The 12,787-nt window shown below is 38.5% G+C and carries 19 protein-coding genes; 11 read left to right on the forward strand and 8 right to left on the reverse strand.

The genetic code is table 11. The annotated features are described in order from the left end of the window. The first annotated feature begins 7 nt into the window (after nt 1-7). Both CFPU101_RS02870 and leuD read left to right on the forward strand, forming a co-directional pair. Nucleotides 8-1,501 carry a WD40 repeat domain-containing protein gene (locus CFPU101_RS02870; RefSeq protein WP_206813834.1) on the forward strand — a complete coding sequence of 498 codons (1,494 nt, stop codon included), beginning with the start codon at nt 8-10 and terminating at the stop codon, nt 1,499-1,501. 4 nt (nt 1,502-1,505) lie between these two features. Continuing rightward, nucleotides 1,506-2,114 carry a 3-isopropylmalate dehydratase small subunit gene (gene leuD, locus CFPU101_RS02875; RefSeq protein ID WP_206813835.1) on the forward strand — a complete coding sequence of 203 codons (609 nt, stop codon included), beginning with the start codon at nt 1,506-1,508 and terminating at the stop codon, nt 2,112-2,114. On the opposite strand, the gene CFPU101_RS02880 is transcribed toward leuD, so the two are convergent. Continuing rightward, nucleotides 2,068-2,757, reverse strand: coding sequence for a Coq4 family protein (locus CFPU101_RS02880; RefSeq protein WP_206813836.1), 690 nt, complete (start codon nt 2,755-2,757; stop codon nt 2,068-2,070). The two genes, leuD and CFPU101_RS02880, sit on opposite strands and share 47 nt — an antisense overlap. 75 nt (nt 2,758-2,832) lie before the next feature. On the opposite strand from CFPU101_RS02880, the gene rimK reads away from it, so the two are divergent. The 6 genes from rimK (at nt 2,833) to CFPU101_RS02910 (ending at nt 8,234) form a co-directional block, all read left to right on the forward strand. Further along, nucleotides 2,833-3,756: a 30S ribosomal protein S6--L-glutamate ligase gene (gene rimK / locus CFPU101_RS02885; protein ID WP_206813837.1), complete on the forward strand. Its 924-nt coding sequence runs from the start codon at nt 2,833-2,835 to the stop codon at nt 3,754-3,756. After that, nucleotides 3,753-4,757 carry a Gfo/Idh/MocA family protein gene (locus CFPU101_RS02890; RefSeq protein WP_206813838.1) on the forward strand — a complete coding sequence of 335 codons (1,005 nt, stop codon included), beginning with the start codon at nt 3,753-3,755 and terminating at the stop codon, nt 4,755-4,757. Before rimK ends, CFPU101_RS02890 begins: the two co-directional genes overlap by 4 nt. Nucleotides 4,758-4,845: 88 nt before the next feature. Further along, nucleotides 4,846-5,094 (forward strand): hypothetical protein, encoded by a 249-nt coding sequence (locus CFPU101_RS02895; protein WP_206813839.1) that lies wholly within the window; start codon nt 4,846-4,848, stop codon nt 5,092-5,094. An 8-nt stretch (nt 5,095-5,102) separates the two neighbouring features. Next, nucleotides 5,103-5,537 (forward strand): MgtC/SapB family protein, encoded by a 435-nt coding sequence (locus CFPU101_RS02900; protein WP_206813840.1) that lies wholly within the window; start codon nt 5,103-5,105, stop codon nt 5,535-5,537. 16 nt (nt 5,538-5,553) lie between these two features. Next, entirely contained in the window at nt 5,554-6,435 is an 882-nt protein-coding gene (locus CFPU101_RS02905; protein ID WP_206813841.1) for a polyphosphate kinase 2 family protein, read from the forward strand. Between the two features lie 98 nt (nt 6,436-6,533). After that, a complete protein-coding gene (locus CFPU101_RS02910) occupies nt 6,534-8,234 on the forward strand; it encodes an alpha/beta hydrolase (protein ID WP_206813842.1) in 1,701 nt (566 codons plus the stop codon). A 3-nt stretch (nt 8,235-8,237) separates the two neighbouring features. Here the strand turns inward: CFPU101_RS02910 and CFPU101_RS02915 are convergent, their stop codons facing one another. The 7 genes from CFPU101_RS02915 to CFPU101_RS02945 form a co-directional block, all read right to left on the reverse strand. Then, nucleotides 8,238-8,564 carry a YbaY family lipoprotein gene (locus CFPU101_RS02915; protein WP_206813843.1) on the reverse strand — a complete coding sequence of 109 codons (327 nt, stop codon included), beginning with the start codon at nt 8,562-8,564 and terminating at the stop codon, nt 8,238-8,240. Then, nucleotides 8,561-8,752, reverse strand: coding sequence for a hypothetical protein (locus CFPU101_RS02920; protein WP_206813844.1), 192 nt, complete (start codon nt 8,750-8,752; stop codon nt 8,561-8,563). The genes CFPU101_RS02915 and CFPU101_RS02920 overlap by 4 nt, the downstream gene beginning before the upstream one ends. A gap of 73 nt (nt 8,753-8,825) precedes the next feature. Then, complete coding sequence (locus tag CFPU101_RS02925) at nt 8,826-9,494, reverse strand: Uma2 family endonuclease (protein WP_206813845.1); 669 nt, start codon at nt 9,492-9,494, stop codon at nt 8,826-8,828. Nucleotides 9,495-9,499: 5 nt separating this feature from the next. Next, nucleotides 9,500-9,775 (reverse strand): hypothetical protein, encoded by a 276-nt coding sequence (locus tag CFPU101_RS02930; protein ID WP_206813846.1) that lies wholly within the window; start codon nt 9,773-9,775, stop codon nt 9,500-9,502. 33 nt (nt 9,776-9,808) lie between these two features. Beyond that, nucleotides 9,809-10,462: a uracil phosphoribosyltransferase gene (gene upp, locus CFPU101_RS02935; RefSeq protein ID WP_206813847.1), complete on the reverse strand. Its 654-nt coding sequence runs from the start codon at nt 10,460-10,462 to the stop codon at nt 9,809-9,811. A 181-nt stretch (nt 10,463-10,643) separates the two neighbouring features. After that, the gene (rpsU, locus tag CFPU101_RS02940; RefSeq protein WP_002738938.1) at nt 10,644-10,826 is read right to left on the reverse strand and encodes a 30S ribosomal protein S21; all 183 of its coding nucleotides are present in this window, start codon (nt 10,824-10,826) and stop codon (nt 10,644-10,646) included. 101 nt (nt 10,827-10,927) lie between these two features. Continuing rightward, complete coding sequence (locus CFPU101_RS02945) at nt 10,928-11,323, reverse strand: metal-sensing transcriptional repressor (RefSeq protein ID WP_206813848.1); 396 nt, start codon at nt 11,321-11,323, stop codon at nt 10,928-10,930. Between the two features lie 242 nt (nt 11,324-11,565). Between CFPU101_RS02945 and ndhL the strand changes: the two genes are divergently transcribed. The 3 genes from ndhL to CFPU101_RS02960 are packed head-to-tail and all read left to right on the forward strand — an operon-like array spanning nt 11,566 to nt 12,781. Further along, nucleotides 11,566-11,805, forward strand: coding sequence for an NAD(P)H-quinone oxidoreductase subunit L (gene ndhL / locus CFPU101_RS02950; protein WP_206813849.1), 240 nt, complete (start codon nt 11,566-11,568; stop codon nt 11,803-11,805). A gap of 15 nt (nt 11,806-11,820) precedes the next feature. After that, nucleotides 11,821-12,132, forward strand: coding sequence for a DUF3007 family protein (locus CFPU101_RS02955; protein ID WP_206813850.1), 312 nt, complete (start codon nt 11,821-11,823; stop codon nt 12,130-12,132). Continuing rightward, complete coding sequence (locus tag CFPU101_RS02960) at nt 12,110-12,781, forward strand: DUF4335 domain-containing protein (protein WP_206813851.1); 672 nt, start codon at nt 12,110-12,112, stop codon at nt 12,779-12,781. Before CFPU101_RS02955 ends, CFPU101_RS02960 begins: the two co-directional genes overlap by 23 nt. Nucleotides 12,782-12,787: the final 6 nt, after the last annotated feature.

Genomic DNA, 12,787 nt, shown 5'->3' on the forward strand with positions numbered 1-12,787 from the left:
AGCGATTATGTTACTCAATCAACTTCATTGGCTAGACGTTTTAGAATATGTGTCCTATGGCATTACAGCGATTAGTCTTTTAATTGCACTCAATACAAACTCTTTTATCTATACACTGATTGGACTTACGATTACACTTGGACTCAATATTATTAATCGTGTACGGGCAGCCCACGCCTCAATTAGTAACCGTAAAATAGTGACAGGAACCGTTAAACAACTACAGCATCAATGGAGTGAAGAACTGCATCCTCTAGCCCAGAAAACAACTCAAGCAACTGAAACAATGAGCCAAAACCTCGCAGTTGTTGAAGAAAACCTCTTTACGTTAGAACAATCTCTCAATGGGATTATACAATATCTTAATAACCACGCGCTACGAGAACGAATTGAACGAATTGAACGCTCATATCTTCATTTAAAAAAAGAGATTATAAATATTCTGCCCGAAACGTCATCCCCTGTCTTGCGAGATATTGAACCGCCACCAACCGACTTACCCACCTCTTTACCTAGTATTCATCTTGTACCTCATCCTGCGGCGACGATCTCTGAACCTCAATGGAACTGCCTTCATCAATTTCAAGCACATCAAGATGCGATCGCTTCAATGAGTATCAGTGCTGATGGACAACTTATAGCTACTGCTAGTTGGGATCACAAGCTAAAAATCTGGGATCTGAAAACAGGTCAGATCATCAGTACTATAAAAGCTCATGATCAAGCTGTCTTAGCCGTTGTTTTCACCACACATGATACTGAATATCATCTCGCGTCGGGAAGCTTTGACCACACTGTTAAACTCTGGTCTTTGGCTGGAAAACAGTTAAAACTCGATTTATTGCTGACTGCCCATACGGGATCGGTTCATGCTTTAATCTTTGCTCATCAAGCCGCCCTCTTACTCAGTGGTAGCTATGATCAATCTGTTAAACAATGGCAAGTCGAAAACGGTGAAATGACGGCAAGTTCTTATGAAGCATTAGGCGCGATCTATGCTTTAGCACTTGATCCACTTGAACAATTAATTGCTAGTGCAGGCGGTGATGGAACTGTTAATATCTGGAAAGTCGGAAGCGGTGAAAAAATCTCTCATTTGGGTGGGAATATTTCTTCAATTAAATCTTTGGCTATTAGTCCCGATGGACAAATTTTAGGGGCGGGGTGTGTTGATGGTAGTGTTAAACTGTGGCAATTTGAACAACAAGGGATTAAAAAAACTGTCCAACCGATCCGAACTTTTAAGGCACATCAAGGACAAGTACAAGCCCTTGTTTTTAGCGAAAATGGAGAATTTTTAATCAGTGGAGGTGCAGATGGTTTAAGCAAAATTTGGCACCCTAGCCATCAGGATGCGATCGCTACCCTCAGTTTAACCGATGATTCTCGTCCTCCCGCAATTTTTACACTCGCTTTAAGTAAAGATGGTCAATATTTGGCAGCAGGAGGCGGTAACGGTATGATAAAAATCTGGCAGAAAAATCAATCGGAGAAAAACTAAAATTATGAGTCAAGTTAAACGCATTGTTGGGACAGGTATTCCTTTAAGTGGTGATGATATTGATACCGATCGCATTATTCCCGCCCGTTTTTTGCGTTGTGTCACCTTTGATGGACTCGGTGAACAGGTTTTTGCCGACGATCGCACTCAAATGCAAGGTCAACATCCTTTTGATTTACCCCAGTATCAAGGGGCTAAAATCTTAGTCGTCAATGCTAATTTTGGTTGTGGTTCTTCTAGAGAACACGCCCCCCAAGCGATTATCCGATGGGGTATACAAGGTATTATCGGCGAAAGTTTTGCAGAAATCTTTTTTGGCAATTGTATCGCTAATGGTGTTCCCTGCGTAACTGCCTCCCCAGAAGCCGTCAAACAAATACAAATGATCTTACAAGAAAACCCTCAAGCTTCACTAACACTCGATCTAGAAAATTTAGAAGTCCATTGCGAGCAGTTTACAGCAGCCATTTCAGTCAATGAAGGATCACTTTCTATGCTAATTGCTGGTAGTTGGGATTCTTGTGGACAACTAATCCAAAATACGGATGAAATTAAGACCGCAGCCACTAAATTACCCTATTTACATTGGCAAAATACCCCATCTGTGGTATAATATATAGCTCAGTTCTTAACTGTTCTAAAGGCATTTCCCAAAGAGTATTCCATTTAATTCCGACTAAACATTTAGCCTGTTTACCCATGATCCAGCCTTGAGTTAACGCATCTAAGCGTTGATCCGCTTGGTCAATGTCATGAATTGCGGTTTTTAGGAAATTTTTAGCCAACATCGCCAAAGCAAAACGAGAAAAGTGTAATTGAGCAGCAATAAAAGCCTGTAACTTGATCTCGCCCTCCATACTGGTATCCGCCCCAATTGCAACGTGCCAAATATCATGGGTTTCAGTCAGATGAGTCATCAAATAACTATAATCGTTTTCTGATTTTGTGAATTTTAATTCAACGGGTTTTAGTCCGTTGCTCAACAGATGAACCCCATAGGCATAACCAAAAGTATCAGGAGGTAAAAGCGACAATTGGTGTAAATCAATTTTTCCTAATTGAAATCGTTCTCTAAAAGCAAGTTGAGTCCAAGGAGTTTGAAAAAGCCTATCCAGCATTTTTTGCATACTTTCAGGATCACTGGTGGCATTCACTAAAAGCCCAATAGCCTGAAAGTCGCCGTAGGGGGCTTGAACAAGTGCTATAAATTGTTCTAAGATCTCGTCGGTTTGATTTCGTAGCGTTTGATTGTTCATAGGATTTATAAACCTCCGTTTCTATACTTAATCATCAAAAGTTTTCAATGCTTTTACGGATGCTCTATCTAATTTATGAAGATTGCTATCCTATCCCAAGATGCTTCACTCTATTCAACGAGACGACTAAAAGAAGAAGGAGAAGCTAAAGGGCATCAGATACAGGTGATTAATTACCTACAATGCTACATCAAGATTACAGCCCATCAGCCTAGCATTTTATACAATGGTAAACCCTTAGAGAGCTTTGATGTCATTATTCCTCGTATTGGTTCTTCAAAAACCCTCTATGGAACAGCAGTCGTAAGACAGTTTGAGGTAATGGGAGTTAGAAGTGCCAATTCATCTCAGGCTATACAACGATCGCGTGATAAGCTTCAATGTCTGCAAATCCTAGCCCGTGAAGGAATTAGGATACCTGTGACGGGGTTTGCCGAGATCACTCAAGATATTGATGACTTAATTGAAACCGTAGGAGGTGCGCCATTAGTGATTAAATTACTAGAAGGATCGCAAGGTTTTGGTGTAGTTTTAGCCGAAACTAATCAAGTTGCTCGATCGATTATTGAAGTATTTCGTCAATCCAATTCCAATATTTTAGTACAAGAATTTATCACTGAATCAGCAGGAGAAGATATCAGATGTTTTGTCGTGGGAGGTGAAGTTATTGCAGCGATCAAACGACAAGGGGCCGCAGGTGATTTTCGCTCTAATTTACACCAAGGAGGACAAGCTAAAAAAGTTAAATTAACGTCTCAAGAAAAGAAAATTGCGGTTCGTGCGGCTCAAGCAACTGGATTAAATATTGCAGGAGTGGATTTATTACAATCTAATCATGGCCCAGTTGTTTTAGAGGTTAATTCTTCACCTGGATTAGAAGGCATCGAAAAAGCGACACACGTCAATGTAGCAGGCAAAATTATTGATTTTGTGACGAAAAATGCTATGTTGGAAGTTAGCGCTGCCGCAGGCAGGCGTAGCGCACGTCTTCCATTATGAAAATTGGTTTAGTTATCTTAGGTGTCGGGCGTTGGGGTGTTCATTTTGTCAGAAATTTTTTACACCATCCATCGGTAAATATTATCGGAATTGTTGACCCATCCGAGAGCAATTTAGACAATTGTAAAACGAAATTTGATTTAGATCCACAAACGATTTTAACGACTCAATGGGAAACGATTCGAGAAAATAAAAATATTAATGCGGTGGTGGTTGTTACTCCTGCATCAACACATTATTCTTTGATTGCTGATGCTTTAAGTTTAGGCTATCATGTCCTATCCGAAAAACCCCTAACCCTTGACCCGTCTGAGTGTGCCGCTTTAACTCAACTCGCACAACAACAAAAGCGCATCTTATTTGTCGATCATACTTATTTGTTTCATCCCGTCGTTAATAAAGGGGCGGAAATTATACGAGCGCAATCTTTGGGTGAGTTACGATATGGTTATGCAAGTCGGACTCATTTAGGCCCTGTTCGACAAGATGTTGATGCACTTTGGGATTTAGCGATTCATGATCTCGCTATTTTTAATTATTGGCTAGATGAAACACCGATTTTTGTACAAGCACAGGGTACAACTTGGCTACAGTCAGGTTTAGCGGATGTGGTTTGGGCAACTGTAACCTATCCCAGTGGTTTTAAAGCTTATTTACATTGGTGTTGGTTAAATACCGATAAACAACGACGTTTATCTATTGTTGGTACTAAAGGAACTTTGATTTTTGATGAGATGTCATCTAATGAACCGTTAGTTTTACAGCATGGCTATTTTCAAGATCCCTATATTCCAACAGGTGTAGCAAAAGAAATAATACCAGTCGAAAAAGGAGAACCTTTAAAAAATGTCTGCGATCATTTTATTGAATCAATCCAGACTCAGCGTGTAGAATCAAGAGCATCAGGACAAGTTGCAACCGATTTAGTTAAAATCTTAAAAGGATTAAATAATTCATTACAACAAGACGGAAAATTAATTGATGTCTTAGATTACAGTTAGTGACAAAAGTTGATTATGGATATTATTATTAATTATAATTATCACTACAATCGTTAAAAATTGTCTCTTATCTAAAGGATCAATTGTTATGGACTTTTCTCAACCCCATGCTAAAGAACCTACACCAGAAGACTTAAAAAAATTAGATCACCTTAAACAAATGATTGAACGTGCTGTAGAAGATGGAGTAATTACAGGTCAAGAAATTGAAGCGATTAAACAAGAAATATTAAGAAGTAGTAAAGGCTCGGCTGATCAACTCTATCGTGAACTAGAATTATATGATAATCTTGTGACTCAAAAATTACGAACTGATGAATTAGAGTACGGCGCATAAACTCAAAGATGCCTAATGCCTTACTCAATGATTGGGTAACAATTTTTATCAAACTATTTCTATCAGCTTTGATGGGGGCTGTGATTGGTTGTAATCGTTATCGAGAGCATAAACCAGCAGGAATTAGAACTCATATGCTTGTTTCCCTTGGTTCAACGATTTTTATCATGATCCCCTTTCAAGACCCGCATCTTATTTCACCGAGTCAAGTGATTCAAGGTGTGGCGCAAGGAATCGGTTTTTTAGGTGCAGGAGAAATTATTCAACAATCTAATGAGAGCAAAAGAGGAGAAATTAAAGTTAAAGGTTTAACTTCTGCTGCTGCAATTTGGACATCTTCTGCATTAGGTATTGCGGTTGGAGCAGGTTTTTTTAAAATTGCTTTAGTCGGTTTTTTGTTTATTATTTTCACGCTTGAATATGCCAAGCGATTTGAACACTAAAGAGGAATTAATTATTATGCCAAATCCTGAAGAAATTATCAAAACTTTTGTAGTTCCTCCCGACAAAAAAATCTCTCTCAAAAAAGACTACGATCCAGCTTATAAAGCAGATTATGTCAAAAAAGAAGATGCGGCAGGAATGTTACAAGAAGGGATCGAGCAACTTAAACTCTATCAAGATATGCTTTATGCTCAAGATACCTATGCGTTACTCATTGTTTTTCAGGCGATGGATGCAGCAGGAAAAGATGGCACTATTAAACACGTGATGTCTGGAGTTAATCCCCAAGGATGCCAAGTTTATAGCTTCAAAGCTCCTTCAAGCGAAGAATTAGATCATGATTATTTATGGCGATGTGCTAAAAATGTTCCCGAACGTGGTCGCATTGGTATTTTTAATCGATCGTACTATGAGGAAGTGTTAATTACTCGTGTTCATCCAGAAGTTTTAGCCAAACAAAAGCTACCTACCTCAATCATGGATAAACACATCTGGAAACGCCGTTTTGAAGAAATCAATAATTTTGAAAAATATTTAGTAAATAATGGAATTGTTATTCTAAAATTTTTCCTTAATGTTTCTAAAGATGAACAAAAAAAACGCTTTTTAGACCGCATTGATCGACCTGAGAAAAATTGGAAATTTTCTGCTAGTGACGCAAAAGAACGAGCTTTCTGGGATGATTATATGGATGTTTATGAAGATATGTTTAATAATACCAGTACCGCTCATGCACCTTGGTATATTATCCCTGCTGATCGTAAATGGTTTACACGTCTTGCGGTAGCAGCAGTAATTGATGAAAAACTAAAAAGTTTGAATCTACAATATCCTACGATCAGTGAAGAAGCCAAAATTCAACTCATGCAAGCCAAAGAAATTTTAGAAAATGAATAAGAGACAATTGTTTACAAAAAGAGCAACACATTAAAGTAGTGATGGTCGGTTTTTTAGATGGTTCTGCTTTATATTAAAAATAAAGTAGAGAGTCTCTAATGACTTGCAAAATCAGTAAGCAAAATCGTTCTAGGAAAATAGCCATTAAATTGAGAGGGTTAACATATTCTCTCATTTTAAGCCTTCTATCAGTCTCTTTTCCTTTGGTTCCCGTCGTTGCAGCCAATCGAATTATATTTACCTATGGGCCATTAGAGTTACCAGTTGATCTTGATTCACTCTCAAATTTTGCTAATTTTGGAACGAGCGTACCAGAATTACTACTTTATCTCAATCAGGTTAATCCTCAACAACAAGCTGATTTCCGTACCGCACTCACCAAACGTCATCAACTTAATCCCACTCAAGTCGCTCGCTTTTTTAATAGTGATTTAGGAGAAGATCTTTTAACATTTTTAGGACAATATATCAAGATTGAAAGTGGAAGTAACGAAAAAAATGCTTTACGAACAGCAATTATTCAAGCATCGCGCCAAAGAGAAGGATTATCATTAATTGACGTTCTTGCTAATTTGCCAACTAATGTAAAAATCGATGGAGAAAAGCTTTTATCGTTTATTAAATATACAAATTTTATTTTTAAAAGTTCGCTTCTATCACCTGAATTGATTAGTGAATTATCAGCAAAAGAAGCAGCATTAAATGATTCTACTGATTTTTCTGAGATAGCTGATCTTCGTCAAGATGGAACTTTTGAGGTTCAAGAAGAAAAGTGGATTTTACAGGCTCAAAACCGCGCACGCAGATTTTATGTTCTTGTTTACAAACCGCAACAACTGCAATTACGAAAAACGCCTGTTGTCATTATTTCTCATGGGCTAGCGGCTAGACCTGAAGATTCGGAAAAACGCGCTCGATATTTAGCGTCTTATGGCTATGTCGTTGCAGTTCCTCAACACCCTGGTAGTGATTATGAACATATTCAAAGTGTTTTAAATGGTCAAACTAAAGATTTTATTCCAGTTAATGAATTTATTGATCGCCCCTTGGATATTACTTTTTTAATTGATGAACTTGAAAGACGTAATGATACAGAATTTGCAGGACAACTAGACATAGAAAATGTTGGTGTTTTAGGTCATTCTTTCGGTGGCTATACAGCATTAGCTTTAGCGGGTGCCGAAATAGATTTTAAATTTCTTGAAAAAGATTGCACAAATAAATTCGATTATTTAGATCTATCTCGTCTTCTTCAGTGTAAAGCTTTAAAACTTCCTCGAAACGTTGGTAATTTTCGTGATCCTAGAGTTAAAGCGATCGTACTGCGTAATGCAATCAATCGTAGTATTTTCGGCCCAGTTGGACTTAGTAAAGTTAAAATTCCAGTGGTGTATTTTTCAGGCAGTTATGACCCCCTTGCTCACCCAATGTATGAACAAATTTACCCGTTTATTTGGCTACAGACTCGTGATAAATATTTAGGTTTAGAAGAAGGACAAGCACACGCTGATTCTGTGGGATTAGATGGCGGTCTATTTCAAACTCTTGGCTCTGTACCCGATGTAATCTTTCCGAAACCTGAAACCCTTGCCGTCTACAAAAATACAACAATCTTAGCTTTTTTTGAAGTTTATCTAAATCAAAATTTAAGCTATCGTCCTTATCTTCAATCTTCTTATGCGGCTTATTTAAGTAAGAAAGAACCGTTTAAATTTTACTGGATTAGTGCTGATTCAGTTGCTGAACTAGAAGATGATGTAAGAAATTTGACAACACGGGAAGGTTTACCAGAACTTTAGAGTTTATTTTTCAGAATTAGTAGTAACAGGATTAACTACAATTTCGATAGTGGTTGGACTATTGTTGGTAATTACAGAATATCGATCGGTATTAATCCAGCGTAACTGTTCATTAATTAATATTCTGGCTTGTACAGCGTAAGAATGGCGAGGATTAATTTGATTTGGCTCGTAAGCTAATTGAAAAGGAATCGGAACCTGTTGACCATCAGTTATGATAGTTTGTTCCGCAAGAACGATCGCAGGTGCATCAGCACGACTCACATCGACTAACTGAACCGCGATTTTTGCCCCAGAAGGCAAGGCAATACGCTGACGATAGGTAATCACCCAGAAACCATATTAGACTGTGTAGCGGTCATACAATGATAGATAAATTGATGACCGTCCATTTGTAACAGTAATTGTTTAGCTTCTGCTAAAGTTACTGAATTGCGTTGCGGAAATGAAGACACTTGAGGATGACAATTATACAATTGCTCGGCATTGACCACACCAATTGATGCTATTTGAGTCAATATTGTTATAAAACTTGATAAAAATAGATAGCGCACTTTTAAAATTTTTCTCCAAAAGGCTGTAAAGGTTTGATTATTCGGGCAATTCTCCGAAACGCTCTTGATATTGTTGTAACTTAGCCTCCATTTCAGCTAATCTTTGTGCAGTAGCTTGTAATTGCGCATCTTTTTCCTGTAAAGCTTGGACTAATTCATCGGGAATCAGTAATTTTTCCCCATTATCTTCACGGGTAAAGCCAATGATTTCACCTTCTACAACTAATCGTAATTGTAACGGTTCACTCCGTCCATCCTTAATTAATCTATAAGTATCGTCTTCTAACCGATAACCTTTTAACTGTTCTTTGATCCATTCTCCCCTCGGATCAAAAAGCCAATATTCAAACACTCCTAATTGTTCATACAGCGTTTTTTTAAACTCTAAATCTTGGTTTTTTGTTCCTGCTGAAGTCATTTCAAAAATCACTTTAGGGACTTGTCCTTCTTCCCATATTTTGTAATTATCCCTACCACCTGGTGGAACATCAAAAATCACCATCACATCGGGGGCAACTCGCAAACGTGGGAACCCTTGGGCATAATACATAAATTGATCGGCTAACACAGTAGCTTGACGACCCGATAGATATTGTTTCAAGACGGCTAAAGTCGTTAAAATTGCATTAAGATGCGAATAGGATTCAGCCAAGGGTTCACCATCCGAACTCGGATAAAAAATTTCTTCTTGAATCGTTTGAAGCATTTGTACTAATCTCTCGGCTCATTACGCCCATTAACAGGATCAAGTTGTTGACGGACATCATCGATCGCTGAATTGAGTTGTGCTATCTTATCTTCTAAACTACGGCGGGCAGTCTCCATATGGCTTTCATTTAAAGTAGCATCAGACTCACTTTCTAGCATTGCTTTTTCGGTTTTCTTCTGGCTACGAGACGCTAAAACAGAACCTAAAACGCCACCAACCACACCACCAAAAACCGCACCTGCAATAAATCCAGACCCAAAACCCTCTCGCTGACTCATAATCTGATTCCTAATCTTAAATGAATATCTTTATTATGTTCCAAAAGCTCGATCCCCTGCATCTCCCAACCCAGGAACAATAAAACCTTTTTCGTTAATTTCTTGGTCGATAATTGCCGTATAAATATTCAAACTGGGGTATTTTTCGCTCAATTTTTGTAAAGCGGGGGGTGCAGCAACAATCGATATAATACGAACAAATGCGGGATCTCCCCCTCTACTGGTAATTTCCGACATTGCTGAAAGGATCGAGCCTCCAGTAGCTAACATCGGTTCTAGGATAATAATATGGGTCTGTGGTGCAAAGCGATCGGGCAGTCTATTGAGGTAACAACTTGATTCTAGAGTTTCTTCGTCTCTGACTAATCCTAAATGATAGATTGAAGCATTATTCGGTAAAGCGGTTTGTGCGCCATCTAGAATCGCCAGTCCCGCACGAAGAATCGGTATAATAACAGTAGGAATATCTTCATTAATAATCGTTGCAGGGCAGTCTGATAAAGGCGTTTCAACGATCACATCAACAGTTGGATACCAGTAACGAGTCGCTTCATAGGTTAACCATCTTCCTAATTCCGTCATTGCCATTTTAAAGAGAGGATAGGGAGTTTGGACGCTACGTGCGATCGCTAACCAATGTTTAATTAAAGGATGATCTGGAACATAAACACGAAGTTGTAGGGTCATGGAAATACTATAAGGGATGCTTACTACAAGAAAAGGATGGCTATTTTTAGTTGCTCATCCTTTTCCTTTTAGCTAAAGATTATCACAGACTTAGTAACAGTATCCGAACGATCACGCCCCTTTTAAAAATTCTAATGATGTTTTATTCTTGAGTCTTTTTGATGTAGTGTTCAGATTTTGTTTAACGACGACGAGTACGCTGTCTTCTGCGGGCTACAGCTTTACGCTTACGTTTCTCTTGGGGAGTTTCAAAGAATTGATGCTTTTTAATATCAGCATAAATTCCAGCTTTAGCAACTTGTCGTTTAAAACGACGTAAGGCAGATTCAATGGCTTCGTTTTGACCTACAACAACTTGGGTCATTGTGTACTTTCTATACCTCCAAATAAACAAAACAGAACTAGACAGATTTTCACCTGTCGTAAAATTCCATCATACTATCATAGCTTGCTTGGGTAATTTTTTTAGGGCAGGAATCGATCTAAAGCGGCTTTAAGTTCTTCAATTTCAGTATCGATGTTTCCCTCAGAAGCAGCGCGGGCAATACATTCGCTTAAATGCTCATCTAAGATGATGCGGGCAACTTTATCGATCGCACCACGAACCGCCGCAATTTGCATTAATACTTCAGGACAAGGGCGACTTTCTGTCACCATTGTTTTAATCCCCCGAACGTGTCCTTCGATGCGAGATAGACGATTAACAATTTGTTTAAGAGAAGCTTCACTATGAACATGAGGCGTTGTAGAGTTTGAATGGTGATGATGTTCATGTTCATGATCATGTGTTAGTTCAGCTTCAATCGATTTCTGTCTAGACCTAGCTTTTTGATGTTGCGGCGTTAATGATTGGATTTCCATTCTATATGATTGAGCTTGATGGGCTTGTTTCTGTTATACTCCAGTTTGACATAAAGAAGCATTTCTACGCAGAATTTTAACAGATTTTTTCAATGACAAGAGCGTCAATACTCAATTTTTTCTATACTTCTTATTGGTTTTCCTGTGGCTAATCAAACGGTTAACGGGAGCAAAAAATGTGATAATACAAGATACATAAATCGGCTTAATCTTCTGTAATCTCTTGACAAAATAATAAAAATATGCTTGCAAACCTATCAATAGATACCTTAATCGTTCCAGCCCTTTATTTAATTCTAAGTGGCTTATACTTATTGATCGTTCCAGGTTTAGTCTATTTTTATCTCAATAGTCGCTGGTATGTAGCAAGTTCCTTTGAAAGAGGCTTTATGTACTTTCTCATGTTTTTCTTTTTCCCTGGAATGTTATTATTAAGTCCGTTTCTTAACTTCCGTCCGCAACGGCGAGAAATCAAAGCCTAAGCATCTAATAAAATTATGCGACGAATTGATGTCATCGGAATTGGAATCGGTGTTTTTATCGCCGGGGGCGTAATCTACCTAGTTTTAAAAAATGCTGGGTTAGACGGTATCTCGGCGGGAATTTGGAGTCAGGCTATACTGGTAGGAGGGCTAATCGGTTGGGTGCTGTCCTACTTATTCCGAGTTCTAAGCAGCAATATGACTTATAACAAGCAGTTGAAAGACTATGAGACAGCAGTTCTACAAAAACGACTTGAAGAAATGACCCCAGAAGAACTCGAAAAACTACAAACTGAAATCGAAGATGAATCTAAAAAGACAATATAATTTACCCAACTGCACTTTGATCGTTGAAGGATTTAGTGATGGGATCACTGCAACAAACGCTTCAGACGGACAACCCGTTTTATCCATTGTCACTAATGCAGAATGTCACATCAACGGAACCAATCAAGTTTTACAGGGGGGACGTACTTTTTTAGAAAACTTAACCAAAGCAGTGAGTAGTTATGCTCAGGAACTCTTAAGCGGAGTCCGTCGGCCCCATGAAGTCACCCCAACCGAAGATCAAATTACACTTGAAAAAGTATCAGATACCTATCATCGTCTAATTTGGTATCCGCCATCAGACATTAAGATATCAGAAAAACCTTTTTCAATTAATCTATCAACCGTACAACTATTCGATCTAGTCGAAGCAGTCGATCAATTTTGTACCGATCAGCGTACCTTACCCGATATAAACTTAAAATTACAGCCACTTTCGCGCCGTTATCGTCAAAAAGATGAACCTATTGCCAAAAAAGCTGTACCAATGGCAGTCGGTTTGAGTAGTTTAGCTGTAGTTGCTGCTGCGTCTTATTTTCTTCCCGTTCCCGAAATTCGTAAACCCGATCCAAACCCGCAAGTTAGTCCGACTCGAACCCTACCGCAAACCCCACAACCTGGTGCAAGTCCAGTTCCTAGAATTCCATAAAGACAA

The sequence above is a fragment of the Chroococcus sp. FPU101 genome (assembly GCF_017312365.1).
In the GTDB taxonomy this organism is placed as follows: Bacteria; Cyanobacteriota; Cyanobacteriia; order Cyanobacteriales; family Microcystaceae; genus Chroococcus.